Source organism: Klebsiella sp. KP20-425-1 (assembly GCF_025813515.1).
GTDB lineage: Bacteria > Pseudomonadota > Gammaproteobacteria > Enterobacterales > Enterobacteriaceae > Klebsiella > Klebsiella pneumoniae.
On record NZ_CP109614.1, the window covers coordinates 3,243,126 to 3,269,178 of the forward strand.

The 26,053-nt window shown below is 56.8% G+C and carries 23 protein-coding genes, 2 tRNA genes and 1 other RNA gene; 11 read left to right on the top strand and 15 right to left on the bottom strand.

From position 1 onward, the window contains the following. The first annotated feature begins 247 nt into the window (after positions 1-247). Positions 248-1,408 carry a glucans biosynthesis protein MdoC gene (mdoC, locus tag OHJ17_RS16105; protein ID WP_032411969.1) on the top strand — a complete coding sequence of 387 codons (1,161 nt, stop codon included), beginning with the start codon at positions 248-250 and terminating at the stop codon, positions 1,406-1,408. 34 nt (positions 1,409-1,442) lie between these two features. Here mdoC and OHJ17_RS16110 read toward each other — a convergent pair whose 3' ends face one another. The 6 genes from OHJ17_RS16110 to ghrA form a co-directional block, all read right to left on the bottom strand. Continuing rightward, a complete protein-coding gene (locus OHJ17_RS16110; RefSeq protein WP_004179313.1) occupies positions 1,443-2,036 on the bottom strand; it encodes a TetR/AcrR family transcriptional regulator in 594 nt (197 codons plus the stop codon). Between the two features lie 66 nt (positions 2,037-2,102). After that, on the bottom strand, positions 2,103-2,630 hold the full coding sequence (gene ymdB / locus OHJ17_RS16115; protein ID WP_002898953.1) for an O-acetyl-ADP-ribose deacetylase: 528 nt from the start codon (positions 2,628-2,630) through the stop codon (positions 2,103-2,105). Positions 2,631-2,779: 149 nt separating this feature from the next. Beyond that, positions 2,780-3,262 carry a DUF1097 domain-containing protein gene (locus OHJ17_RS16120; RefSeq protein WP_002898950.1) on the bottom strand — a complete coding sequence of 161 codons (483 nt, stop codon included), beginning with the start codon at positions 3,260-3,262 and terminating at the stop codon, positions 2,780-2,782. A 103-nt stretch (positions 3,263-3,365) separates the two neighbouring features. Continuing rightward, positions 3,366-3,920, bottom strand: a complete 555-nt coding sequence (locus tag OHJ17_RS16125) for a TorD/DmsD family molecular chaperone (protein ID WP_004140758.1) — start codon at positions 3,918-3,920, stop codon at positions 3,366-3,368. A 22-nt stretch (positions 3,921-3,942) separates the two neighbouring features. Next, positions 3,943-4,680 (bottom strand): phosphatase, encoded by a 738-nt coding sequence (locus OHJ17_RS16130; RefSeq protein WP_004140764.1) that lies wholly within the window; start codon positions 4,678-4,680, stop codon positions 3,943-3,945. Positions 4,681-4,768: 88 nt separating this feature from the next. Beyond that, positions 4,769-5,707 carry a glyoxylate/hydroxypyruvate reductase GhrA gene (ghrA, locus tag OHJ17_RS16135; protein ID WP_002898938.1) on the bottom strand — a complete coding sequence of 313 codons (939 nt, stop codon included), beginning with the start codon at positions 5,705-5,707 and terminating at the stop codon, positions 4,769-4,771. A 268-nt stretch (positions 5,708-5,975) separates the two neighbouring features. On the opposite strand from ghrA, the gene OHJ17_RS16140 reads away from it, so the two are divergent. The 4 genes from OHJ17_RS16140 to OHJ17_RS16155 all read left to right on the top strand — a co-directional run bounded on the left by OHJ17_RS16140 (position 5,976) and on the right by OHJ17_RS16155 (position 8,122). Beyond that, positions 5,976-6,063: transfer RNA gene (locus OHJ17_RS16140), tRNA-Ser, on the top strand. 43 nt (positions 6,064-6,106) lie between these two features. After that, a non-coding RNA gene (locus OHJ17_RS16145) (RtT sRNA) lies at positions 6,107-6,245 on the top strand. 346 nt (positions 6,246-6,591) lie between these two features. Further along, the gene (locus OHJ17_RS16150; RefSeq protein ID WP_004176596.1) at positions 6,592-7,455 is read left to right on the top strand and encodes an arginase family protein; all 864 of its coding nucleotides are present in this window, start codon (positions 6,592-6,594) and stop codon (positions 7,453-7,455) included. A 94-nt stretch (positions 7,456-7,549) separates the two neighbouring features. Continuing rightward, complete coding sequence (locus tag OHJ17_RS16155) at positions 7,550-8,122, top strand: TetR/AcrR family transcriptional regulator (RefSeq protein ID WP_004224069.1); 573 nt, start codon at positions 7,550-7,552, stop codon at positions 8,120-8,122. Positions 8,123-8,311: 189 nt separating this feature from the next. Here the strand turns inward: OHJ17_RS16155 and OHJ17_RS16160 are convergent, their stop codons facing one another. Continuing rightward, positions 8,312-9,217, bottom strand: coding sequence for a LysR family transcriptional regulator (locus OHJ17_RS16160; RefSeq protein ID WP_004179309.1), 906 nt, complete (start codon positions 9,215-9,217; stop codon positions 8,312-8,314). A gap of 114 nt (positions 9,218-9,331) precedes the next feature. On the opposite strand from OHJ17_RS16160, the gene OHJ17_RS16165 reads away from it, so the two are divergent. The 3 genes from OHJ17_RS16165 (at position 9,332) to OHJ17_RS16175 (ending at position 11,121) form a co-directional block, all read left to right on the top strand. Continuing rightward, positions 9,332-10,192: a pirin family protein gene (locus tag OHJ17_RS16165; protein WP_023279130.1), complete on the top strand. Its 861-nt coding sequence runs from the start codon at positions 9,332-9,334 to the stop codon at positions 10,190-10,192. 18 nt (positions 10,193-10,210) lie between these two features. After that, positions 10,211-10,888: an isochorismatase family protein gene (locus OHJ17_RS16170; RefSeq protein ID WP_002898927.1), complete on the top strand. Its 678-nt coding sequence runs from the start codon at positions 10,211-10,213 to the stop codon at positions 10,886-10,888. 145 nt (positions 10,889-11,033) lie between these two features. Beyond that, positions 11,034-11,121, top strand: a tRNA-Ser gene (locus tag OHJ17_RS16175). Between the two features lie 154 nt (positions 11,122-11,275). Here the strand turns inward: OHJ17_RS16175 and OHJ17_RS16180 are convergent. The 5 genes from OHJ17_RS16180 to efeU all read right to left on the bottom strand — a co-directional run bounded on the left by OHJ17_RS16180 (position 11,276) and on the right by efeU (position 16,748). Then, on the bottom strand, positions 11,276-11,920 hold the full coding sequence (locus OHJ17_RS16180; RefSeq protein WP_004183625.1) for a DsbA family protein: 645 nt from the start codon (positions 11,918-11,920) through the stop codon (positions 11,276-11,278). A gap of 237 nt (positions 11,921-12,157) precedes the next feature. Beyond that, positions 12,158-12,946, bottom strand: coding sequence for a phosphate starvation-inducible protein PhoH (phoH, locus tag OHJ17_RS16185; protein WP_002898923.1), 789 nt, complete (start codon positions 12,944-12,946; stop codon positions 12,158-12,160). A 504-nt stretch (positions 12,947-13,450) separates the two neighbouring features. After that, positions 13,451-14,734: an iron uptake transporter deferrochelatase/peroxidase subunit gene (gene efeB, locus OHJ17_RS16190; RefSeq protein ID WP_004147893.1), complete on the bottom strand. Its 1,284-nt coding sequence runs from the start codon at positions 14,732-14,734 to the stop codon at positions 13,451-13,453. 4 nt (positions 14,735-14,738) lie between these two features. Further along, positions 14,739-15,866, bottom strand: a complete 1,128-nt coding sequence (efeO, locus tag OHJ17_RS16195) for an iron uptake system protein EfeO (protein ID WP_004157740.1) — start codon at positions 15,864-15,866, stop codon at positions 14,739-14,741. Between the two features lie 51 nt (positions 15,867-15,917). Continuing rightward, positions 15,918-16,748, bottom strand: a complete 831-nt coding sequence (efeU, locus tag OHJ17_RS16200) for an iron uptake transporter permease EfeU (protein ID WP_002898913.1) — start codon at positions 16,746-16,748, stop codon at positions 15,918-15,920. A 270-nt stretch (positions 16,749-17,018) separates the two neighbouring features. On the opposite strand from efeU, the gene OHJ17_RS16205 reads away from it, so the two are divergent. Further along, positions 17,019-18,203 carry a NupC/NupG family nucleoside CNT transporter gene (locus OHJ17_RS16205; RefSeq protein WP_002898911.1) on the top strand — a complete coding sequence of 395 codons (1,185 nt, stop codon included), beginning with the start codon at positions 17,019-17,021 and terminating at the stop codon, positions 18,201-18,203. A gap of 31 nt (positions 18,204-18,234) precedes the next feature. Here OHJ17_RS16205 and OHJ17_RS16210 read toward each other — a convergent pair whose 3' ends face one another. Both OHJ17_RS16210 and putP read right to left on the bottom strand, forming a co-directional pair. Further along, positions 18,235-18,669, bottom strand: a complete 435-nt coding sequence (locus OHJ17_RS16210) for a DUF3574 domain-containing protein (protein WP_004150827.1) — start codon at positions 18,667-18,669, stop codon at positions 18,235-18,237. Positions 18,670-18,803: 134 nt separating this feature from the next. Beyond that, positions 18,804-20,312, bottom strand: coding sequence for a sodium/proline symporter PutP (putP, locus tag OHJ17_RS16215; protein WP_023312931.1), 1,509 nt, complete (start codon positions 20,310-20,312; stop codon positions 18,804-18,806). 421 nt (positions 20,313-20,733) lie between these two features. On the opposite strand from putP, the gene putA reads away from it, so the two are divergent. Further along, positions 20,734-24,696, top strand: a complete 3,963-nt coding sequence (gene putA, locus OHJ17_RS16220) for a trifunctional transcriptional regulator/proline dehydrogenase/L-glutamate gamma-semialdehyde dehydrogenase (RefSeq protein ID WP_032432879.1) — start codon at positions 20,734-20,736, stop codon at positions 24,694-24,696. Between the two features lie 185 nt (positions 24,697-24,881). Continuing rightward, the gene (locus OHJ17_RS16225) at positions 24,882-25,277 is read left to right on the top strand and encodes a lysozyme inhibitor LprI family protein (protein ID WP_002898886.1); all 396 of its coding nucleotides are present in this window, start codon (positions 24,882-24,884) and stop codon (positions 25,275-25,277) included. Here OHJ17_RS16225 and rutR read toward each other — a convergent pair. After that, positions 25,274-25,912, bottom strand: a complete 639-nt coding sequence (gene rutR / locus OHJ17_RS16230; RefSeq protein ID WP_032432876.1) for an HTH-type transcriptional regulator RutR — start codon at positions 25,910-25,912, stop codon at positions 25,274-25,276. The two genes, OHJ17_RS16225 and rutR, sit on opposite strands and share 4 nt — an antisense overlap. Between the last annotated feature and the right edge of the window lie 141 nt (positions 25,913-26,053).

The window sequence follows — 26,053 nt, forward strand, 5'->3', positions numbered from 1 at the left end:
GTAAGCACTTCCCCCTTTGTGTGCTTAAATCGATCCGATCTATTTTAATGGAAACTCAGGCAATCCGACAACATAATCCCTGCTTTGTTCAGCGTAGCGGCGCAGGGAATAAACAGTTCGCTATCCCGTTTGCACTTTGCGTGCTTATCCTGGAGACAGGTACCCCGAGTTCATGTAGGGTTGCTGATAATGTAAGCGTTATCATCTTGAGTGATAAGACGAATTATCTGAGATTGTCGTGAATCGTATGAATAATACTCCGGTACAGCGTGAATATTTCTTCGACAGCATCCGCGCCTGGCTGATGCTGCTGGGGATCCCTTTCCACATTTCGCTGATTTATTCCAGCCACAGCTGGCATGTCAACAGCGCTGAGCCCTCGTGGTGGTTGACGCTGTTTAATGACTTCATCCATGCCTTCCGGATGCAGGTCTTTTTCGTCATCTCCGGCTATTTCTCCTACATGCTGTTCCTGCGCTACCCGTTGAAAAAGTGGTGGAAAGTGCGCGTCGAACGGGTCGGTATTCCGCTGCTGACCGCTATCCCACTGCTGACGCTGCCGCAGTTTATTATGCTGCAGTACGTCAACGGCAAGGCGGAAAACTGGCACACCCTTTCCGGGTACGACAAATTTAACACCCTGGCGTGGGAGCTTATTTCCCACCTGTGGTTTTTACTGGTGCTGGTGGTGCTGACCTCGCTGGGCGTGGTGCTGTTTAAATGGCTGACGCGCCGCCCGGCAGGAGGCGCCTCAGCCTTTAGTGACACTGTCACTATGAGCCAGCTAACGATGATTTTCCTTGCGCTGGGGGTGCTTTACGCGCTGATCCGCCGATCGCTGTTCCTGATTTACCCGCCGCTGCTTAGCAATGGTCTGTTTAACTTTGTGGTGATGCAGACGCTGTTCTATCTTCCCTTCTTTGTGCTGGGGGCGCAGACCTTTATTAATCCGCGTCTGAAGGCGATGTTTACCACCCCGTCACCATGGTGCTGCGCAGCGGCGCTGCTGGGATTTATCGCCTACCGGCTGAACCAGCAGTACGGCTCCGGCGACGGCTGGATGTATGAAACGGAATCGGTGATCACCATGGTGCTTGGGCTGTGGATGGTCAATGTGGTCTTTTCGCTCGGCCATCGCCTGCTGAACTTCCAGTCGGCGCGCGTAACCTATTTCGTCAATGCTTCGCTGTTTATTTACCTGGTGCACCATCCGCTGACGCTGCTGTACGGGGCGTGGATCACCCCGATCATTAAGTCCAATACCTTAGGCTTTATTGTCGGGTTGGTTTTTGTGGTGGGTATTGCCCTGATCCTGTATGAAATTCACCTGCGCATTCCGCTGCTGCGTTTCCTGTTCTCCGGTAAACCGATGAACAAACCGGCCAAAACCCCAGCCTCGGCCAGCTAACCATTAGCCTGTGCGGCACGCCAGGCGTGCCGTATTATGCCTGCTCGTCAAAAAGCCGGTCGAAAATCATATTGTACAGGGCTTCTAAATCTGCCTTATCGACCGGGGTGGAGGCGCTCAGCTCACAGCGGTAGGCTGCCCCCTCTGTCAGAACGGCGATGAGCTCTGATGCGGCATTGCGTCGCGCATCGCTGAGCCCGGGATGGTAGCGCTGCGACAGGCGACCGCCCTCCTCTTTCAACCGCCGATCGGCCTGCATCAGGATCTCACGCAAGCGTGGGTTACGCGAGGCCTCGGCATTGATCTCCATCAGCAGATAATTATCGCTTTTGGTGGCTGCCGACGTCGGGATCCTGCCGGCCAAAACCGCCGCTTTACGCGCCAGATTGTGGTTCTCATCGATCATCTCCCCGACTCTGGCGTTGACGATTTCGCTAACAATCGCTTCGATGATCGCTTCCTTGCTGGCAAAAATGCGATATAGCTGACCGACGCTCAGGCCCGCTTCCCGGGCGATATCGGCGACGGAAGCGCCGTGCAGCCCCTTTTCAGCGAAACATTTTTGCGCGGCGACAACGATCTCCGCGCGGCGCGCCTGCTGTTTCTGCTGGACTTTTCCTTCTGACACCCTGCTCCCTCCTGCTACCCATCATTCCCGTCAAGACTGGCGGTTATCATAGCCTATTCTGTTGAATCAGGGGTATGACGCCAGCAGGCGGCGATAGATAGCCGCCGTTTCCTCGTCAAAACAGACGAACAGGACGCGCTCAAGAGGATTATAGCGAGTGAGAAACGCGGTGACGGTGCGCACGGCGATCGCCGCCGCTTCCTCTCTCGGATAGCCATACACGCCGGTGCTTATCGCCGGAAACGCAATGGAGCGATAGTTGTTTGCCGAGGCCAACTGCAGACTGTTTTTGTAAGCATCGGCCAGGGTTTGCGCCTCCATGCGGTCACCGCCGTGCCAGACCGGGCCCACGGTGTGGATCACCGCGCTGGCCGGCAGATTGCCGGCAATAGTAATTACCGCATGCCCGGGCGGGCATTCGCCCTGCTGCTGCAGCACCTGCTTGCAAGCCGCCAGCAGCGCGGGACCGGCCGCCCGGTGGATGGCCCCGTCTACTCCGCCACCACCCAGCAGCGAGGGATTTGCCGCATTAACAATCACATCGACATCAAGTGTCGTAATATCGCCGAGAATTACCTCAGGTTTAACAGCCATTTCTCCTCCTGTCGGCATAGCGTGTGGATACGGCTTTCTGCCGATACTAGGGCATTCTCGCCTGCGGGAGCAAGATTATCGCTTTGTCCGGTGACGAGAAGATAAAAAAACAGGACCCGTAAGGTCCTGTTTTTTAGTCGTCCCGCCGATCAGGCGTTGTCGTTGGCGAACGATTTATGCTTATCCGCACGGGCAGCCAGCCACAGGCCACTATTTTTCATGGCATAGCCAAAGACCAGACCCAGCGCCAGGGAAGGGATCACCAGACGCCAGTCGCCGTCTGCCGCGAAGGTCGCGCAGGCGCCGATAAAGGTGCCCGGGACAAACGACAGTAGCGTCCGTCGCGCCTGAATGCACATCAGGAAGGCGACCACACCGGTCATCATATAGCTGAGGATCTGCACCTGTGGCGCCAGCGCGCTACCGTGGATAATCACTAACGCCCAGGCCACGCCGCTCATCACCGTGCAGGACGAGATGGCCAGCCCTTTCAAGCCGCCCTGCGGGCAGGCGAAATAGGCCGTACAGCCGAGGAATCCGGCCCAGCTCAGCAGGCCGAGAGCGACCGCCACCCACCCCCAAATCCCGGAGAGGATGCCTGTCGTTAATGCGATTGCGAAGAGTATGTTCATGGCGCGTATCCTAGCAGATACGCGCCGGAAGAATGCGATCTAAAACACAGTATATGAATGAACTTTCTTTCAGTTTCATTCAAACAGTGATTTACATCACATATTATTGCTCATCTTCTTCCTGAAGCTCGTCCCACATCGCGGCGATGGCGTCGCGGGTCAACGGCGCCATGGTGCGCCAGAACGGCGTGTGCGCATGGGCTTCGACTTTCCCCAGCATCGTCCCGCACCACGGCAGGATATAGTCGGCGAACAGGAGCTCCAGCGTCTCGCTCTGGTCTTCTGCGGCATGATCCTCCAGCCAGGAGGCGGCCAGCAGCAGCGAGCCGAGATGATCCGCCGGACCTTCCCCTGTCGGGATGCCGTGTTCGCTCAGAAAAGCCCGAACTTCCGCTTCCGAGGAACCCTCCACCCACGCGCTACGGTACGGCGGGACGCTGCAGGCTTCACCGACGAACAGCGCATTATAGTCCGTCGCCAGGGACTGCATTTCACAGCTTTTCTGCAGACGCGCCAGCAGCTCGTCCTGCTCAAGCGGCCAGCTGGCGGCCAGTTTGCCCTCGCGGATCAGGGTAAACAACGGCACCAGCAGCGGGTCCTGCGGTTGACGGTAATACAGCGAACCCAGCACGCGGCAGAGGATTGAAAACTCGTTCATTCAGTTATTCCAGTTATACAAATTAAAGGTCAGCAAATTCCGGGATCGCCGGCATGCCCCGCGACTCGAGGAAGTTAAGCAGGCGACGCGGAGAAACGTTGAGGATCCTCTCCTCCGGGAAATCGACCGCATCAAGGATCTTGCGGCATTCGGTAAACTCCCCGAGGGTAAAGGCGGTGTGAGAGTCCGAGCCCAGCGCCACCCATCCCCCGGCATCACGCACTGCGGCGGCGATGGCCCGGCAGTTGTCTTCACTGCCCACGCGCGATGATACGAATGAGGAGTTATTAATCTCCAGCGCCACCTGGTAGCGAGCCGCCGCTTCGGCAATCGCCGGGATATCCACCGGGAATTTCGGATTACCCGGATGGCTAATCATATGCACTTTACCGCTGGCCATCGCGGCTATCATCGCCTGTGTATGGGTGTCACGATCCTGCGGCGGAAACACCGGCTCATGAAATCCGGCGATGATCAGATCGAGGGAAGTCAACATCGGTCCGGAACAGTCGATCTCGCCTTCAATATTTTTAATATTCGACTCAATACCGCGCAGGATCCCCACCCCGTCTACCAGGCGGGGCCAGATGCGCATATTAACGAAGTGCCAGTAGTGCGGAGCATCCGCCATGTCCGGGCCGTGGTCGGTGATGGCGAAGAGTTTGATCCCTTTACGCTTTGCTTCCGCAATATAATCGTGCAGGGTGCTGTAGGCATGGGTGCTGGCGACGGTATGCATGTGCAGGTCAACGGGATACATCACATTCTCCTCTTCTGTTTGCCGCAAGAATAGCAGGAAACCGGGCTATTGATTAGCAAAAACCCCGCCGTGGCGGGGTTCTCTCGTCTTAATAACCGCGCTGGCGGTCGACCTGACCGCTTACCGGCTCCCCTCGCTCAAGCCGGCTAATGGTCTCCGCAATGTAGGTGATAGCTTCCATTGGACGGGTCACTGCCGCCACATGGGGGGTCATGGCCACCCGCGGATGCGCCCATAGCGGGCTCTCCTGCGGCAGCGGTTCGCGACTGAAGACATCGAGCATCGCCCCTTTGAGCTTACCGCTGTTCAGCGCCGCCAGCAGATCCTCTTCAACGACATGCACGCCGCGAGCAAGGTTGAGGACATAGCTCTCATCAGGCAACTGCGCCAGCAGCGTCTGGTTAATAATGCCGGCGGTTTCGGCGGTATTCGGCAGCAGGTTGATCAGCACGCGAGTGCCCTGCAGGAATTCGCCCAGCTCGGCCTGGCCGGCGAAGCTCTGCACCTGCGGCCAGGATTTGCGGCTACGGCTCCAGACGCGAAGCGGGAACCCCCAGGGTTGCAGACTTTCCGCAACCTTCGCCCCCAGCACGCCGGCGCCCATAATCCCGACGGTGAATTCGTCGGCGCGGTACTCGGGCAGCGGCTGCCAGCGGGACGCCAGCTTCAGCGCCTGATAGTCATCAAAGCGGCGGAACCAGTGCAGCACCTGGCTAACGGCATACTCCTGCATCTGCCGTCCCATACCGGTATCTTCGAGACGAAACAGCGGAATCGACAGCGGCAGCATATCCGGATGGTCGCGCAGCTTGCTGAGAATAGAGTCCACCCCTGCCCCGAGGGCGAACACGGCCTTCAGCGCCCGGCCCTGCAGCATCTCTACCGGCGGATGCCAGACCAGGGCATAGTCCGCCGGCCGGTTATCGCCCGCTTTCCACTCGCGCACCCGCGCGCCGGGTAACTGCTTTTCCAGCTCACAGATCCAGTATTGGGTATCAAAGGTCGGATGGTAAAAAATAATCTCCATAGGGGCTCCTGATAGCAGACGCCTTTGGCCGATTGACGCTGGCGTCTTATTTTACTCATTGTTTTCTATTGGTTTGCCAGCATAACAAATTTCCCCCGAGCGAAAAGGGAAAAGCTACTGGCGACAAAAAAAACGGATTTCGCACGTTTAAGGAGCAAGTTGCTCGAAGTTTGTCTAAACGCGCTTTTTTTGCAAAAAGTTGATTGACGGGCGATACGTATTTCCCTACATTAGCGCCCGTTCCCGACAACAACGGGAAAGACAATATGGTGAGGTGTCCGAGTGGCTGAAGGAGCACGCCTGGAAAGTGTGTATACGGCAACGTATCGGGGGTTCGAATCCCCCCCTCACCGCCATATTCGAGATGAGAGCCTGTACGAAAGTACGGGCTCTTTTCTTTTATATTCTCCACAGGGGGGGATGAGAACCCCCGACCGGGGTTCGACAACTGGCGCAGCCAGTTGGACAGACCGCGCACGCAGTAAGCGGGCTGCCCCGCAGGGGCGAGCGAAGCGAGTCAATCCCCCCCTCACCGCCATATTCGAGATGAGAGCCTGTACGCAAGTACGGGCTTTTTTATTTTATATTCTCCGCTGGGGGGGATGAGAACCCCCGACCGGGGTTCGACAACTGACCACAGACATTACGCAGTATTGTCAAAGCCAGACTCTTCTTCGCACGATTAACAGCGCAGCGAAGATGTTCGCCAACACTATCCCCTCTTCCGCTTTGAGCCACCCGGCATAACGAAAATCATATCGCTCCGGATGGTGTACGTTATGCATTAACGAAAAGTGCTTTGTTACTTGCGTATCGACCGTAATTCAATATAAAACTGAATGAACGTTCATTCATTTTAGCACATGACAACACAGAAGGTACCAATGACTAGCAAAACACTGCGACTTATATTTCCTCAATGGCAAGGCGGTAACAATCCTCCCTACTATCTTGGCTCGCAGCTCCTCTCGTTTCTCTCTCCTGAAGCAAAAGGGCCCGTTGAGATCGTTCCTGTTGAGTTACCAACAACAGAGCCATTGCCAAGGATTAATGACATCACGGCTAAGCCATCCCTCATCAGGCAACTCAATAATGCTGCCGCACTGATTGAAAAACATGATCCCAATAGCATTGTCATTTTAGGCGGAGACTGCCTGGTTTCGCTGGCGCCTTTCGCCCACCTGCTCGATAAGTTCGGAGACAAACTCGGTGTGCTCTGGATTGACTCGCATCCTGACGTGCAGACGGCTGAACAATATCCAAACGCGCATGCCCATGTGCTTGGTGCGCTAATGGGTACGGGTGATAACGATTTAGTTGCCCATGTAAAAACCAAACTTAATCCGTCAAAAATAATGATTGCCGGTATCCACGCGCCACTTCCTTATGAAGCTGAATACCTCACTCGCCATAACATTACGACGCTAGCACCTGAACAGGTTAAAAGCGGTGCAGATGAAGTCCTGGAGTGGATAGCGAAAGAAAAGATTGCGTATCTGGCGATCCATATCGATCTGGACGTACTCGACCCATCTCTGTTCCGCTCCATTCTTTTTGCAAAACCGGGGCGCGGAAAACACGATTTTGGCGACGTTGCTGAAGGCAAACTGACGATTGAGGATGTACTCAATCTGATAGCGGCAGCGACGACAAAAGCAGTCCCCGTTGGCCTGACAATCGCTGAACATTTGCCCTGGGACATGCTGAATCTCAAGAACATGCTCAGTGAATTACCCCTTCTAAAGTAAGACGAAATCCAGGAGCCAGACGACAGAGTTTAGCTCTGGCTCCTTGCATAAAAGCGCGTTAAAGTCTGGACACCGAATTTACCAAGATGCCGATATGTTAAAAAAAACCGAAACCTACCATAAGTTGATTACGGCTGCTGCTGCCTGCTTTGCGGAAAAAGGCTTTAGTGCGACAAGCGTACGTGAAATCTCTACCCGGGCAGGAATTAGTCAAGGAGCAATGTATACGTATTTCAAAAGTAAGGATGAGCTTGTTAAGGCTATTGTACTGGAAGAACAGAACTCCGCGCTGACTGCCCATAATGCAACCTATGCAGGCTCTTATTTTGATCGCCTTTGTGCACAAGTCACGTCCTGTATTAGCGAGATCGGTTACCCTATCACGCATCAACTTTGGGTTGAAATCATGGCTGAGTCTGCGCGTAATCCAGAACTGCGAAAAACGTATATCTCCAGTGATGACATCATGCGGAAAAGCTTCGCGCGGCTCATCCAGGAGGGTATCGCTGCCGGAGAGTTTCGCCGTGATATTAACCTTGAAGAAATCACGATCATTATTTTTGCCCTTATTGACGGTTTAATCGCTCGTCAGGCAATAAACACGACCTTCTCATTCAAGGATGATCTGCCAATGTTTTTTGACGTTATGGCAAAATTGCTTAAATAATACCAGACGGTCATAGTAAAACGATGTATCGAAAAAACCAGAGGTTGCTTATAACAGCCAACGCTCTCAAGCGGCAAACGACTCACACAGTGAGCAATCTTTCACGAGCCTACGCGATTGCGAAGAGTGCGTGAAAAAGTACGGACGCTTTTCACATATGAGTTCCGACAAAAAACCTCTGCCTACCCATCAATCTTCCTCCATCCGCTGATACTCTTCGCTGAGGTAGTCCACCAGCGCCCTGACGGAGGGCAGCAGCCCGCGCCGTGAGGCAAATACCGCATGGATCACTTCCCGCCGCGGCTGCCACTCGTCCAGAACCACCTCTAATTCACCTGACGCCAGCTGATCGCGCACCATTAATAAAGGAAGCTGCACCACGCCTACGCCGGCCATCGCCGCCTCGCGCAGCGCCAGCATATCGGTGGTCACCATTCGCGGCGTGAAATACACTTCCGCTCTCGCTCCCCCGGGCCCGGTGAGCTGCCATTTATGCTGATGCTTGTTCGCACCCAGGCTGAGGCCCGGCCAGGCGCTCAGCTCGGACGGCGCCTGCGGACGTCCGAGCCGGGAAATGAGATCCGGGCTGGCCACCAGCCGGTGCCCGCGGTCCGCCAGCACGCGCATCACCAGGTCGCTATCCTCGATGGGCCGGGGACGGACGCGGATCGCCACATCAACGCCCTCCCCGACCACATCCACCCGGCGGTTGGTCGCCTCAAGATGCAGCGTTACCCCAGGATAGCGTGCCATAAATCGCGCCAGCATCGGTCCGATATGGACATGCAGCAAGGTGACCGGACAGGTGATCCTGACGCTACCGCGCGGCTCGGCGCGCAGCGTCTCGACCGCCTGCTGCGCCGCCTCGGCCTCAATCAGCATCGCTTTGCAATGCTGATAAAAGGTCTGCCCGACCTCGGTGACCGCGAACTGACGGGTGGTTCGCTGAATCAAACGCACGCCCAACCGCTCCTCGAGTTGCGCAATGCGGCGGCTGAGTTTGGATTTCGGCTGGTCAAGCGCTCGCCCCGCCGCCGCGAAACCGCCATGGTCTACCACCTGGACAAACCAGGCGAAGTCATTGAGATCCTGCATCCTTCCTCCATTGTTCCATTTTTAGAACAGTATAGGTCATTTTTGCTCACTACCGCATACGTCGTCCCGGATATAAGCTTATTTACATCAGATACCGATACACAGGAGAAAGCCATGAAACAGATCACAGGAGTCTACACCGCGCCTGCGCAGCATTGGGTAGGCGACGGCTTCCCGGTTCGCTCGATGTTTTCCTATCAGACGCACGGCCAGCAGCTGAGCCCCTTCTTACTGCTCGACTATGCCGGGCCGTACACCTTCCCGGCGGGCAGCGAAAAACGCGGCGTCGGTGAGCATCCGCATCGCGGATTTGAAACCGTCACCATCGTCTACGCCGGTGAAGTAGAGCATCGTGACTCCACCGGACGCGGCGGGGTGATTGGTCCAGGCGACGTGCAGTGGATGACGGCGGGCGCCGGGATCCTGCACGAAGAGTTCCACTCGGAGGCCTTCACCCGCAGCGGCGGCGAGCTGAAGATGATCCAGCTGTGGGTCAACCTGCCCGCGAAAGACAAAATGGCGACCCCCGGCTACCAGAGCATTACCGCTGGGACGATCCCCACCGTGGCGCTGGCGAACGGCGCCGGACAGGTTCGGGTTATTGCCGGCCAGTATGACGACGTCAGCGGCCCGGCCCATACCTTCTCACCGCTTAACGTGTGGGATCTGCAGCTGAATCAGGGGCACGACCTCACGCTGCGCCAACCGGAGGGCTGGAGTACCGCTCTGGTGGTGCTGGAAGGGGAAGTGATCATTAACGGTTCCGAATCTGCTCGCGAAGGCCAGCTGGCCGTCCTGAGCCAGGCAGGTGACGCAGTGCATCTGGAGGCGACCGCTCCGGCAAAAGTTCTGCTGATGGCCGGAGAACCGCTACATGAGCCGATTGTGGGCTATGGCCCGTTTGTCATGAATAACAAAACGCAGATCGCAGAAGCTGTACGCGATTTTAACAGCGGCCGCTTTGGCCAAATCTAACTGATTGAGGTGAATACTATGTCTACTCCCGCTAACTTTAACGGTGCTCGTCCGGTGATTGATGTTAACGATACCGCAATGCTGTTGATTGACCATCAGAGCGGTCTGTTCCAGACCGTCGGCGATATGCCGATGCCAGAGCTGCGCGCTCGCGCCGCCGCGCTGGCCAAGATGGCGTCGCTTGCCGGGATCCCGGTGATCACGACCGCCTCCGTGCCGCAGGGGCCGAACGGCCCGCTGATCCCGGAGATTCATGAAAACGCGCCGCATGCGAAATACATCGCCCGTAAAGGTGAGATTAACGCCTGGGATAACCCGGAATTCGTCGCCGCGGTGAAAGCGACCGGTCGTAAAACGCTGATTATCGCCGGGACCATCACCAGCGTCTGCATGGCCTTCCCGGCTATCGCCGCTGTCGCCGACGGTTATAAAGTGTTTGCCGTGATTGACGCTTCCGGCACCTACAGCAAAATGGCGCAGGAGATCACCCTGGCTCGCGTGGTACAGGCCGGCGTAGTGCCAATGGATACCGCCGCCGTCGCCTCTGAGCTGCAGCGCACCTGGAATCGCCCGGACGCCGCAGAATGGGCGGAGGTGTACACCAAAGTCTTCCCGGCCTACCAGCTGCTGATCGAAAGCTACAGCAAAGCGCAGGACGTCGTGAAGAATAACGAACAGCTGGATTCCCAGCGCTAAAACGCCCGCCCCGCTGAGCCGCAGCGGGGCATTGTTCATTGCGTGAGCGAACGGCAAAGAAAGAAGAAAATATGCTTGACCGTTTTAACGCAACTCCCTATAGTAGCGCCCCGTTGCCCACCCAAGGTGAGCAGCAAGACAATATGGTGAGGTGTCCGAGTGGCTGAAGGAGCACGCCTGGAAAGTGTGTATACGGCAACGTATCGGGGGTTCGAATCCCCCCCTCACCGCCATATTTTAAGAAGAGCTCGTACGCAAGTACGGGCTTTTTTTTCGCATGTGGCACCCGCCGGGGGGGATGAGAACCCCCGACCAGGGTTCGACGAGTGGCAACGCCACCCGGACAGAACGAAAAAGACAAACCTAATGATACTTTCTCACTTCGTGTTACAGGGGCTTGTTAAGCAAAAATAAAACCAGATTAGCCATATCCTCTGCATAGGTATCATAGTCATCTTGCGCGAGTGATGCATTGTTAATATGATATTTTCCTGAAACATAAAAAGAAGGCGTACCATGCACTTTCATTTTTTCGACCAGATTATCCTGTCTGGCAATTAAAGCTTTTACCATAAAGTTACTTTGCATTTCGGCATATTTCTCTGACGTAATGCCAAGTTGATTAAACACCTTAACAATATCAGCTGCCGTTTTAATATCACGCTTAACCTGTAAACCTTCAAACAATAACTTTTCCACCTTGCCATCTACCCCAGCATATTGTGCTACGGCCCATGCTTCTGTTAATGCTGGTCCTAAAGGCCCCATCTGGCTGACATGGTATTTTTCCAGTTTCATATCGTCGGGCAGGCGCTTTCTGATAGCTGTATCAACATTGATGCGCTCTGCAAACGCATAACAAGGTCCGCAGTAGAAGGAAAAAAACTCAACCAGTGGCGGCGGTTGCTTAACAGTAGAATGAATAACAGTGAAGTTTTTCCCTGCCTGATAATCTTTACTATAAGCAGCGGATGACAACCCCACCATCAAAATAGTAATTAATAACTTGATAACTTTCCCATGTACGACCATTGTGCTTCCCTTACAAGTATCCATACAATTAAATGAGTAAAACGGCGTAAGACGAAAGAAATTATTAGAAAGGCGCTTATGTATAGCAAAGCAGATATTCTTGTATTACAGAGAAGAAATTCTATCACATACAGCGATGGATCCCTCAAAACAGAAATTTTATCCGCACTTCAGACTGTCGCAAGGATCAAAACAACAAAGCCCGGGCTAGCCCGGGCCTTACTCACAGTATGACGATTAATAATAGGCTTTCAGCGTCCGCTGGCAGAGGGCCGAGCGCACGCAGTCATCGGTGGTGAAACGCACAATGCCGATCATCTCGTCTTCCTCAAAACGCGCCAGCGCATCGCTCAGGCCAGATCTCACGCCAGAGGGCAAGTCGCACTGGGTGATATCGCCATTGACGATGACCGTCACGTTCTCCCCGAGGCGGGTTAAAAACATCTTCATCTGCGCTGCGGTCACGTTCTGGGCCTCGTCCAGAATCACCACCGCATTTTCAAAGGTACGTCCGCGCATATAGGCGAACGGCGCGATTTCCACCTTGCCGATTTCCGGACGCAGGCAGTACTGCATAAAGGAAGCCCCCAGCCTTTTCACCAGCACATCGTAAACCGGTCGGAAATAGGGAGCGAACTTCTCGGCGATATCTCCCGGTAAGAAGCCGAGATCTTCGTCGGCCTGCAGAACGGGACGGGTAACAATAATTCTGTCCACATCCTTATGGATCAGGGCTTCAGCTGCCTTCGCCGCACTGATCCAGGTCTTGCCGCATCCAGCTTCGCCGGTAGCGAAAATCAGCTGCTTATTGTCGATGGCATTCAAATAATGCGCCTGAGCCTCATTGCGCGCCTCAATTGGGGAAGTATCACGGCTGTCCCGCGCCATGCCAATTGCTTCTACGCCACTCATTTGCACAAGCGATGTGACCGATTCTTCTTCACGCTGCTTATGGCTGCGTGAATCCCGTCTCAGCACACGTTTTGCTTCACGACGAGCTTTGATCACTGCTTTTTGTCTTCCCATGGATAGCACCTTGCGTTGTTGGTTTACATCACACGCGTCAACATCGACGCGACTATGCGCACGAACGATTGAGGTTTGGCTTCCTTGTAAGCCATTGCTTGCCGGTAGAACTGACAACGAGTCGCGGCTACGCGCACCGCGTACCCTGCCAAGGTTGTAATAATGCGAAGCGGAGAGAGAAAGAGTAAGAAAATCGCTGCCGGAAGCGGGGCTTCCGTGCTGAAGAGTACGGTCTGAGGTTGTACGTTGTCCGGTACGGGACCTTACCATTCGCGATCTCCATAGTGAAACGTCACACTGCCGGGAACTACCGCGTATGTAATAAGTACATCAAAAAAGATTCTTAATGCAACTTATTTTTCACAATGACGCAACAAATAGTTCTTAAGCAAGTGTAGGAGACTATCGGTCATTTGTATTACAGAAATATAACACATGGCAGGAAATATAAGAAAAATGAGAAAAACAGCAGAAAACGCCCTGCCCTTACGGGCAGGGTCGGTATCAGGCCTGCAGCAGCGACTCTCCCAGATAGTGTTTTTCATCCACTACGCCGGGTAAAACAAAGAAGTAGCCCCCGCCGATCGGTTTGACATACTCCTCCAGCGCCTCGCCGTTAAGCCGTTTCTGCACCGTCAGAAAACCCTTTTCCAGATCGTGCTGATAGCAAACGAATAACAGCCCCATATCCAGTTGTCCGGCGTTAGTAACCCCCAGCGAATAGCTGTATCCGCGGCGCATCATCAGGCTGGACTGGGTTTCCGGCGTGCGGGGATTGGCCAGACGAATATGGCTATCCAGCGCAATGACTTCGCCGTTAGGATCTTTACTGTAATCCGGGGTATCGTGTTCGTTTTTCATCCCCAGCGGCGCACCGGTGTGCTTGTCGCGACCAAAGATCGTCTGCTGCTCCTTGAGCGGCGTCCGATCCCAGAACTCCACGTGAAACTGGATAATTCGCGCCGCCTGATAGCTGCCGCCCACGGTCCAGGCCGGCTCGTCCTGATCGGCTGTCACCCACACTACCTTATCCATCAGCGCGCTGTCGTGGCTCGCCGGGTTAGCGGTGCCGTCCTTAAACCCCAACAGGTTGATGGGGGTCTCTTTGCCTTTGCTGCGCGCCGCGCTGTCGGAGATAAACCCTTCCCGCTTCCAGCGCACGCTCAGCAGATCCGGCGTATGTTTGATGACATCACGCAGGGCGTGGATCACCGTATCCTGAGTATTGGCGCAGATCTGCAGCAGCAGGTCGCCATGGCACAGCGCGGCATCCAGCGAATCGTTGGGGAAGCGGGTCATCGGCTGCAGCTTTTTCGGTGCTTTATCCGCCAGGCCAAAGCGCTCATCAAATAGCGAATGGCCGACCGAGACGGTGATGGTCAGGTTATCTGGCGCAATCCACGGCCCCAGGATGCCGGAATCCATCGGCGGCAGCCGCGGATTCGGCGTGTCCGGCGCCGGGCCGCCCTGGGTTAAAAAGGCGATACGCTGGGTCAGCAGTCGAAACAGCCGCTCGAGGTCGGCTTTATCAGCCGCCAGCACATCGAAGGCCACCAGCATCATCGAAGCCTGCTGCGGCGTCAGAATGCCCGCCTGATGCCGGCCATAGAATGGCTGCTTTTCCTGGCGCGCGTCGGGTGTGAGCGTCCCCGGGGAACTTTCCGCTTTTGCCGCATGCGCTACCGGGCAGCCGCCGGTGATGGCCAGCGCGCCGCCAAGCGCGCCGATCCCTTTCAGTAAGCGACGACGTGACGGCTCGTTCACGTCGTGGGGTTTCTGCTGTGCCATCGACTTAGTCCAGCCCCAGGATCCCGCGCAGCTGAGCCAGATCTTCCGCCAGGGTGGTGATCGGCCCTTTCAGCGCATTACGGTCGGCGGTGGTCAGCTTATCGTAGGTCTCGAAACCGTCTTTGGTGCGATATTTGCTGAGGATGCTGTCCACTTTCTTAAAGTTGGCGTCCACTTTCGCCAGCAGCGCGCTGTTCTCTTTTTGCAGCTGCGGGCGCAGCAGGTCGACAATTTTCTGCGCGCCGTCAATGTTGGCCTGGAAGTCCCACAGATCGGTATGGCTGTAGCGATCTTCTTCACCGCTGATCTTGCTGGCCGCGACTTCCTCAATTAATCCTGCCGCGCCGCCCACGACTTTTGACGGCGGGAACGCCAGCTCGCTGATACGCTTTTGCAGCTCCAGCACATCGCTGTTCAGCTGATCGGCATATTTTTCCATCCCCTTGACGCTGTTATCGCCAAACAGCGCTTTTTCCAGACGGTGGAAACCGGTAAATTTCGGATCTTCCGCTTTTTTCTCGAAGTCGTCTTCGCGGGCGTCGATGCTGCCGTCAAGGTCAGAGAACAGCTCGGCAATGGGCTCGATGCGCTCGTAATGCTGACGCGTCGGGGCGTACAGCGCTTTCGCTTTTTCGATATCGCCGGCTTTCACCGCGTCGGTAAAGGCTTTGGTGCCGCTAACCAGCTGCGCGGTTTCCGCCGTCACATAGGCTTTATAGGCGGTGATCGCGTCGCCGAGGCTCAGCACCGCATCCGCTTTCGCCGCGTCTTTGGTGGCGGCGCCGGTGACGATCAGTTTGCCTTTCGGGTTGGTGAGCAGGCCACAGGTCATGTCATATTCGCCCGGCTGCAGGTTCGCGGTGAGCTTCTGAGTAAAGCCCGGCGCGATGTTTTCGCGCTCTTCCACCACCATCACCCCTTTCAGAATCTCCCACTCCAGCGCTTTCTGGCTGTGGTTCTGAATAATAAACTGGGTTTTACCCGCGTTAACGGTCACCTGCATCGGCTCGCACTGCTTGTCGTTGACGGTGACTTTGACCTGCGGGATATCCGCAGCCTGAGCACCGAATGCAGAGCTGAGCAGCGCGGCCACGGTCACCCGCAGCGCATTACGGCGAAAATGAATCATCATGATCATCCCTTTCGGTAAGTAGAGTGTCGCTTATAAGCTCGCAGCGCCCGGTCAGGCAGCCCGCGAGGCAGTGGTATTATTCCGCGGCGGCAGGGCAAACAGCACCAGCGCCGGGATCAGATAAAGCAGATAGACAGCCACTTCGCTGACGCTCGGCGTCTCCTGATAGCCGAAGATCCCTTCCAGCAGCGTGCCGAACAGCGTATGCGTCGACAGCACGTTGCTCAGATCGAAGGCGGTATCCTGGAACAGGTTCCACAGGCCCGCCTCGTGGAAGGCGCGGATCGCCCCCGCGGCCAGGCCAGCGGCCACCAGCAGAATAAACAGGCTGGTCCATTTGAAGAACACGCCAAGGTTAAGGCGGATACCGCCCCAGTAGATCAGGAAGCCCAGCACGATAGCGGTGGCCAGACCCAGCAGCGCCCCCAGCGGCGGCCAGATGCCGACATCCTGCTGGAAGGCCGCCAGCAGAAAGAAGACCGACTCCAGCCCCTCACGGGCGACCGCGAAAAAGACCATCATCACCAGCGCCCAGCCGTGGTGATTACCGCGCTGCAGCGCCTTGTCCACGGCCTGCTCCAGCTGCTGCTTGACGTTGCGTGAGACATTGCGCATCCAGAAGACCATCCACGTCAGGATCACCACCGCAATGACCGCGACGATCCCTTCGAACAGCTCCTGTTCACGCTGAGGAAATTCGCCGGTGGTTTCGTTGATAAAGATGCCTAAGCCAAGACATAGCGCCGCCGCGAGGATCACGCCAATCCACATCACGCCAATCCAGTTGCCGCGCTGGGTGCGTTTCAGATAGCTGGCGATCAGGCTGACAATCAGCGCCGCCTCCAGGCCTTCGCGTAACATAATGAGAAATGGGACAAACATGCCAATACCCTTAAATGTAAAGCACCGTCAACGAATGCAAAAACAGGTAATATTTATGATAGTGATTATCATTACAATGCTCAGAAACACAAGCGAAATGTGCAGAGAATGATGATCAGTTGTAAATAAATCGCTGACAAATAATGACTTATGAAAATATTCGCCTGTTATGAAGGGAAAGAATAAGCAAAGGATTTTTTACGCCAGATATTTACCCGCCGTAACGGCTATGGCTAAATGGCGGCCTTATTGACTTGCGAAAAGAACAACATGACTGCATTTTTTCATTTCCTGCTGGCGCTGGCGGTGATCCTCGCCCTGGCCTGGCTTGTCAGCTACGACAGACAAAAAATTCGTATTCGTTATATTCTCCAGTTGATTATTATCGAAATAGCGCTCGCTTTCTTTTTCCTGCACGCCGAAAGCGGCCTGTGGCTGGTAAAAAATATTTCCGGCTTTTTTGCTTCGCTGTTAGGCTTTGCCGCCGAAGGGACCAATTTCGTCTTTGGCGGCATGAGCGAAAAAGGCTTAGCCTTTATTTTCCTGGGCGTCCTGTGTCCGATTGTGTTTATTTCCGCGCTGATTGGTATTCTCCAGCACTGGCGGATCCTGCCGATTTTTATTCGCGTGATTGGCACCCTGCTGTCGAAAGTAAACGGCATGGGTAAGCTGGAATCTTTCAACGCCGTCAGCTCGCTGATCCTCGGTCAATCGGAGAACTTCATTGCCTACAAGGGCGTACTGGGCGACCTCTCCTCACGGCGACTGTTCACTATGGCGGCGACGGCCATGTCGACCGTATCGCTGTCAATTGTCGGCGCCTATATGACCATGCTGGACGCCAAATATGTCGTCGCAGCGCTGATCCTCAATATGTTCAGCACCTTTATCGTGCTGTCGGTAATTAACCCGACGCGGCCGGGCAGCGAGCAGGAAATAAAACTCGAGAAGCTGCATGAATCGCAGAGTTTCTTTGAAATGCTCGGGGAATATATTCTGGCCGGCTTTAAAGTGGCGATGATTATTCTGGCGATGCTGATCGGTTTTATCGCCCTGATCAGCGCCATTAACGCGCTATTCGCCACCCTGTTTGGTCTCAGCTTCCAGCAGATCCTCGGCTACGTCTTTTATCCGCTGGCGTGGCTTATCGGCATCCCGCTGAGCGATGCGCTAAACGCCGGCAGCATCATGGCCACCAAACTGGTCGCTAACGAATTTGTGGCGATGATTGAGCTGCAAAAGATTGCCGCCAGCATGACCCCTCGCGGGCTCGGCATTCTCTCGGTATTCCTGGTGTCGTTTGCCAACTTTGCCTCGATCGGCATTATCGCCGGGGCGATCAAAGGCCTGAATGAACCGCAGGGCAATATCGTCTCCCGCTTCGGCCTGCGGCTGGTGTATAGCGCCACGCTGGTAAGCCTGCTTTCCGCCAGCTTCGCCGGGCTGGTGCTGTAAAACAAACGGCGGGGCTGCCCCCGCCGTTTACTCAGAACTGCACGCAGACCGGCTGGTCGACACGCATCACCGACTCCTGCGCGAAGCGTGATTTATAGCCCTGGCGCAGAGCCTCAATACCGGCCTCGCTCTGCGCGTCATGCCCATGGATCACCATTAGCGCCTTGCTCTGCTCCCGCACCACCTGACCATTCTGGCCAAGCCACTGGCCGTGGGCATCAAACACCGTCAGCCCGTCGCGAAAGCGCGGCGTGACGTCACGGTCGACAAACTGTTGCCACTCTTCAGCGGTGATGTCTTTCCCCGCCGGGCGGCTCAGACCGAAGTAAAGCGTGGTTTGCACCATGGACTTATCCGCCGGGCAGACGCCGGGCTTCGGCGCGCTGGTCGATGAACTTCCACCCGCCACGCAGCCGCTGAGTAACCCTGCCAGCACCAGCGCCATTGCACCCTGTCTGAACGTCATCTTTGCTATCCTCATTGTTATTAGTCAGGAAATATCAGCGGATTTTCAGATAATTAGCAAGGGTTATAATATTCCGGTACGGCACCAGGCAATAAAAAGCCCGCCAGCGGCGGGCTCGTGAGCATCAGATGATCTTACTCAGCCGTGACGCGTACCGGCGGCGGCGTATGGTAGTGGGCATCCGCTTCGGCAAAGCGCTGCTGCATGCTGGCCGACGGCGCTTTATCCAGCAGGCTAAAGACCACAATCCCGATGCTGCCGAAGACGAAGCCCGGAATAATTTCATACAGGCCCAGCCAGCCAAACTGCTTCCAGACGATCACGGTCAGGGCGCCAATCACCATCCCGGCCAGCGCGCCGTTACGGGTCATGCGCGACCACATTACCGAGAACAGGACCACCGGGCCAAAGGCGGCGCCGAAGCCAGCCCAGGCGTAGCTCACCAGACCCAGCACGCGGTTTTCCGGATTGGCCGCCAGGGCAATGGCCACCAGGGCAACCACCAGCACCATCATACGGCCCACCCACACCAGCTCTTTCTGACCGGCGTTTTTACGCAGGAAGGCTTTATACAGGTCTTCGGTAATTGCGCTCGAGCAGACCAGCAGCTGACAGCTCAGGGTGGACATCACCGCCGCCAGAATCGCCGACAGCAGGATCCCGGCAATCCACGGGTTAAACAGGATTTGCGCCAGTTCGATAAACACGCGCTCGGCGTTCTGGTTAACCGCGCCCGCCAGGCTCGGGTTGTTATTGAAGTAGGCGATGCCAAAGAAGCCGACGGCCACCGCCCCGCCGAGGCAGAGGATCATCCAGGTCATACTAATGCGACGTGCGTGAACGATGCTGTGGTGCGAATCCGCCGCCATAAAGCGCGCCAGAATATGCGGCTGACCGAAATAACCCAGCCCCCAGCCCATCAGCGAGATAATCGCCACGAAGTTCAGCCCTTTCAGCATGTCGATATTTTCGATGCTCTTCTGCTTAATCACTTCCAGCGAATCGCCAAAGCCGCCGACGGAAATAATCACGATCACCGGGGTGAGGATCAGCGCAAAAATCATCAGGCTGGCCTGCACGGTATCGGTCCAGCTAACCGCGAGGAAGCCGCCGACGAAGGTATAGATAATCGTCGCCGCCGCCCCGGCCCACAGTGCGGTTTCATAACTCATGCCGAAGGTGCTTTCAAACAGACGCGCCCCCGCGACAATTCCTGAAGCGCAATAGATGGTAAAGAACAGCAGAATAACCAGCGCCGAAATAATTCTCAGCACCCGGCTTTTATCTTCAAAACGGCCGGTAAAATAATCGGGCAGCGTCAGGGCGTTATTATTCACCTCGGTATGCACGCGCAGGCGACCGGCCACCAGCTTCCAGTTAATCCACGCCCCCAGCGTTAAGCCAATGGCGATCCAGCTTTCGGAAATCCCGGAGAGAAAAATCGCCCCTGGCAGGCCCATCAGCAGCCAGCCGCTCATATCCGACGCCCCTGCGGAAAGCGCGGTCACAAATGGCCCCAGACTCCTTCCCCCGAGAATATAATCATCGAAGTTTTTGGTCGAACGCCAGGCAATAAACCCTATCAATACCATACCAAAAATATAAACAATAAATGTCACCAGCATCGGTGTGCTAATAGCCATGCAAAGTCTCCAGAATTTTTATCGACAGCGTCCAACTTCGTCGTTTTTTTCCACTACCGGAACGGGGTAATGGCGCATTGTTTAATTGGGCGACCGTATCCTGACGGAAGCTTCGGTTTTTCACAAACGATTTAACACAGCATTTACACGAAAAACCGACGGCGCAAAACGTCAATTTGTTAGAGGTTGCACTCTCTCACGTTTTTAAAGGTTGCACCAAACAAAAGTGTTAACTCACGCATACAAATACCCTATGAGCCCGGGGTTAAATTTCTGCTATTTTAGGGGTTATTTTTAACAAATTAGCCATTTCACGGCTTCCGTCACAAGCCACAATTAACAAGGTTGCACAAAGTTGCAACATAGTGGATATTTCCATGCAACCGCATAAGCCTAACGATAAATGACAGGAGTTTTGAGCATGGGCACCACCACCATGGGTGTTAAGCTTGACGACGCAACCCGCGAGCGCATTAAATCCGCCGCGAGCCGTATTGACCGCACGCCGCACTGGCTGATTAAGCAGGCCATCTTTAATTATCTGGAAAAACTGGAGAACGACGAGACGCTGCCTGAGCTGCCGGCCCTGCTCTCCGGGGCCGCCAACGAAAGCGATGACGCCAGCGTACCAACGGAAGAGCCCTATCAGCCGTTCCTCGAATTCGCCGAGCAGATCCTGCCGCAGTCGGTGAGCCGCGCGGCGATCACCGCCGCCTGGCGACGTCCGGAAACCGACGCGGTACCGATGCTGCTGGAGCAGGCCCGTCTGCCGCAGCCGCTGGGCGAACAGGCGCACAAGCTGGCGTATCAGCTGGCGGAAAAACTGCGCAACCAGAAAACCGCCAGCGGCCGCGCCGGCATGGTGCAGAGCCTGCTGCAGGAGTTCTCCCTCTCTTCACAGGAAGGGGTGGCGCTGATGTGCCTGGCGGAAGCCCTGCTGCGTATTCCGGATAAAGCCACCCGCGATGCGCTGATCCGCGACAAAATCAGCAACGGCAACTGGCAGTCGCACATCGGCCGCAGCCCGTCGCTGTTCGTCAACGCCGCCACCTGGGGGCTGCTGTTCACCGGAAAACTGGTGTCGACCCACAACGAGACCAGCCTCTCCCGCTCCCTGAACCGCATCATCGGCAAGAGCGGCGAACCGCTGATCCGCAAAGGCGTGGATATGGCGATGCGCCTGATGGGCGAGCAGTTCGTCACCGGGGAAACCATCGCCGAAGCGCTGGCCAACGCCCGCAAGCTGGAAGAAAAAGGGTTCCGCTACTCCTACGATATGCTCGGCGAAGCCGCCCTGACCGCCGCTGACGCCCAGGCCTATATGGTCTCTTATCAGCAGGCGATTCATGCCATCGGCAAAGCCTCCAACGGCCGCGGCATTTATGAAGGTCCGGGTATCTCCATTAAGCTCTCCGCGCTGCACCCGCGCTACAGCCGCGCGCAGTATGACCGGGTGATGGAAGAGCTTTACCCGCGGCTGAAATCGCTGACCCTGCTGGCGCGTCAGTATGACATCGGCATCAATATTGACGCCGAAGAGGCAGACCGTCTGGAGATCTCCCTCGACCTGCTGGAAAAACTGTGCTTCGAGCCGGAACTGGCCGGCTGGAACGGGATTGGCTTCGTGATTCAGGCCTACCAGAAGCGCTGTCCGTTTGTCATTGATTACCTGATTGACCTCGCCACCCGCAGCCGCCGTCGCCTGATGATCCGTCTGGTGAAAGGCGCCTACTGGGATAGCGAAATTAAACGCGCGCAGATGGAAGGTCTCGAAGGCTATCCGGTATACACCCGCAAGGTTTACACCGACGTCTCCTACCTCGCCTGCGCGAAGAAGCTGCTGGCGGTGCCGAACCTGATTTACCCGCAGTTCGCCACCCATAACGCCCATACTCTGGCGGCTATCTACCAGCTGGCGGGCCAGAACTACTACCCGGGCCAGTATGAGTTCCAGTGCCTGCACGGCATGGGCGAACCGCTGTACGAGCAGGTGGTGGGCAAGGTCGCCGACGGCAAACTGAATCGGCCGTGCCGCATCTACGCCCCGGTGGGCACCCACGAGACGCTGCTGGCGTATCTGGTGCGCCGTCTGCTGGAAAACGGCGCCAATACCTCTTTCGTCAACCGTATCGCGGACAATACCCTGCCGCTGGACGAGCTGGTGGCCGACCCGGTCAGCGCGGTAGAAAAACTGGCGCAGCAGGAAGGCCAGGCCGGCCTGCCGCATCCGAGAATCCCGCTGCCGCGCGATCTCTACGGCAGCGGCCGGAGCAACTCCGCCGGTCTCGATCTGGCGAACGAGCACCGTCTGGCCTCCCTCTCCTCTTCCCTGCTCAACAGCGCGCTGCATAAATGGCAGGCATTGCCGATGCTGGAGCAGCCGGTGGCCGAAGGCGAAATGCAGCCGGTGGTTAACCCGGCAGAGCCGAAAGATATCGTCGGCTACGTCCGCGAAGCCAGCGACGCTGAAGTGCAGCAGGCGCTGACCAGCGCTATCAACAATGCGCCGATCTGGTTCGCCACTCCGCCGCAGGAGCGCGCCGCCATTCTTGAGCGCGCCGCGGTGCTGATGGAAAGCCAAATGCCGACCCTGATGGGGATCCTGGTGCGCGAGGCGGGTAAAACCTTCAGCAACGCCATCGCTGAAGTGCGCGAAGCCGTTGACTTCCTGCACTATTACGCCGGCCAGGTGCGCGACGATTTCGATAATGAAACTCACCGCCCGCTGGGTCCGGTGGTCTGTATCAGCCCGTGGAACTTCCCGCTGGCGATCTTCACCGGCCAGATTGCCGCCGCGCTGGCGGCCGGCAACAGCGTGCTGGCGAAACCTGCCGAGCAGACGCCGCTTATCGCCGCCCAGGGCGTGGCGATTCTGCTGGAAGCCGGCGTGCCGCCGGGCGTTATTCAACTGCTGCCGGGTCGCGGGGAGACCGTGGGCGCCGCGCTAACCACCGATGAGCGCGTACGCGGCGTGATGTTCACCGGCTCCACCGAAGTGGCCACCCTGCTGCAGCGCAATATCGCCAGCCGCCTCGATCCCCAGGGCCGCCCGACGCCGCTGATCGCCGAAACCGGCGGGATGAACGCGATGATCGTCGATTCGTCGGCGCTCACCGAGCAGGTAGTGATCGACGTGCTGGCTTCCGCGTTCGACAGCGCTGGTCAGCGCTGCTCCGCCCTGCGCGTGCTTTGCCTGCAGGAAGAGGTCGCCGATCACACCTTAACCATGCTGCGCGGCGCCATGAGCGAGTGCCGGATGGGCAATCCGGGGCGCCTGACCACCGATATCGGTCCGGTTATCGATGCGGAAGCGAAAGAGAATATCGAACGCCATATTCAGGCGATGCGCGCCAAAGGCCGCACCGTCTACCAGGCGGTGCGCGAGAATAGCGAAGACGCCCGCGAATGGCGTCACGGGACCTTCGTGCCGCCGACGCTTATCGAGCTCGACAGCTTCGACGAGCTGAAAAAAGAGGTCTTCGGCCCGGTACTGCACGTGGTGCGCTATAACCGTAACGAGCTGGACAAACTGGTCGAGCAGATTAACGCCTCTGGCTACGGCCTGACCCTCGGCGTGCATACCCGTATCGACGAAACCATCGCCCAGGTCACCGGCAGCGCCAAGGTGGGCAACCTGTACGTCAACCGCAATATGGTTGGCGCGGTGGTCGGCGTTCAGCCGTTCGGCGGCGAAGGGCTGTCCGGTACCGGTCCGAAAGCCGGCGGTCCGCTGTATCTGTACCGTCTGCTCTCCAGCCGTCCGCAGGACGCGGTTGGCGTAACCTTCGCCCGCCAGGATGCGGAGCGTCCGCTGGACGCCCAGCTGAAAACGCTGCTGGAAAAACCGCTGCAGGCGCTGCAGCAGTGGGCCGCGGGCCGTCCTGAGCTGCAGGCGCTGTGCCAGCAGTACAGCGAGCAGGCGCAAAGCGGCACCCAACGCCTGCTGCCGGGGCCAACCGGCGAGCGCAACACCCTGACGCTGATGCCGCGCGAGCGCGTGCTGTGCGTAGCGGATAACGAACAGGATGCGCTGATCCAGCTGGCGGCTGTGCTGGCGGTGGGTTGTGAAGTACTGTGGCCGGACAGCGCCCTGCAGCGCGATCTGGCGAAGAAACTGCCGCGGGAGGTCAGCGAGCGCATTCGCTTTGCCAAAGCGGAGCAGTTGCCTGGCCAGGCCTTCGACGCGGTTATCTACCACGGCGATTCCGACCAGCTGCGCGAGCTGTGCGAGCAGGTGGCGGCGCGCGACGGGGCGATTGTCTCCGTGCAGGGCTTCGCCCGCGGCGAAACCAATCTGCTGCTGGAGCGGCTGTATATCGAGCGTTCGCTGAGCGTTAACACCGCGGCGGCAGGCGGTAACGCCAGCCTGATGACCATCGGCTAAAACGGGCTCCCCGGTGGCGCTACGCTTACCGGGGCTACCTACCACCGCCAAAGGGTAGCCCGGATAAGGCGCGGTGCGCCGCCATCCGGGCAATCAGTCTGCGCTGCGATCAGCTAATGACAGCCGACGTCAGCTGTGTTTAATTAAGGCTCCCGGACGGGAGCCTTTTTTATGGGAGCAGAACAATGAAACGCACGTTATTTGCCGTGATGGCCCTGCTGGCCAGCGGCGCGGCGCTGGCGGACGAGTGCAGCAGCGCCAACACCCAAACCGAAATGAATCAGTGCGCGGCCGCGCAGTATCAGGCGGCCGATAAAAAACTGAACGACACCTGGCAGCAGGCCCTGCAGCGGGCGGTGGGTAAACAACAAACATTACTGAAGCAGGCGCAGCAGGCATGGATCGCCCTCCGCGACGCCGACTGCGCCTTTCTCGCGTCCGGCGCCGAAGGCGGCAGCATGCAGCCAATGCTGGTCAGCCAGTGCATGACCGATAAGAGCGTGGAGCGGGAGTCTTTCCTCGCCTCGCTGCTACAGTGCGAGGATGGCGATCAAAGCTGCCCGCTGCCGCCCGCCAATTAACGGACGCGAATGCCTTCGATAATCATCCGCTGGACATTATCGACCGTTTGTTCAAAAAAGGCCGCATCCTGCAGCGTGGCGCCGGTGACCGCCTCCACCTGGGTGGCGAAGTCGGCGTAATGCTGGGTGGTAGCCCAGATCATAAAGATTAAATGCTGTGGATCGACCGGCGCCAGCTTGCCGCGGTCGATCCAGCCGGAGACTATCGCCGATTTTTCGTCGACCAGCGCTTTCAGATCCCCGGTCAGTTCGCCCATCAGCAGCGGCGCCCCCTGCAGTATCTCGAGGCAGAAGAGCTTCGAGGCCTGGGGGTGATCGCGGGACACCTCCAGCTTCAGGCGAATATATTCGCGGATCGCCACCAGCGGGCTGATATCCTCACGAAAGGCCTTCAGCGGCGCCAGCCAGATGGCGAGGATCTGCTGCAGGACTGCCACATACAGCGCCTCTTTCGAAGGGTAGTAATAGAGCAGATTGGTTTTCGATACCCCGGCGCGCTCAGCCACCTGCTCCAGCCGCGTACCGTGAATACCAAATTGCGAAAATGCCTCCAGCGCGGCGGCCAGGATGGCCTCCTTTTTGGCGCTGACCGCTTGTGAACGTTTGCCGCTTTTCTTCACCGCGCCCTGTGCCATACATCCTCTCCTTCAGTTGACGCCACCAGCATAGCAAAAGCCCTGCGCCGACACGACCCCATGCACCCTGATTGCGCATGACTGCCGTTTTTTCGTGCACTGATTTTGACCATCCAGTCCACTTTTTTATCGTCCTTTTTA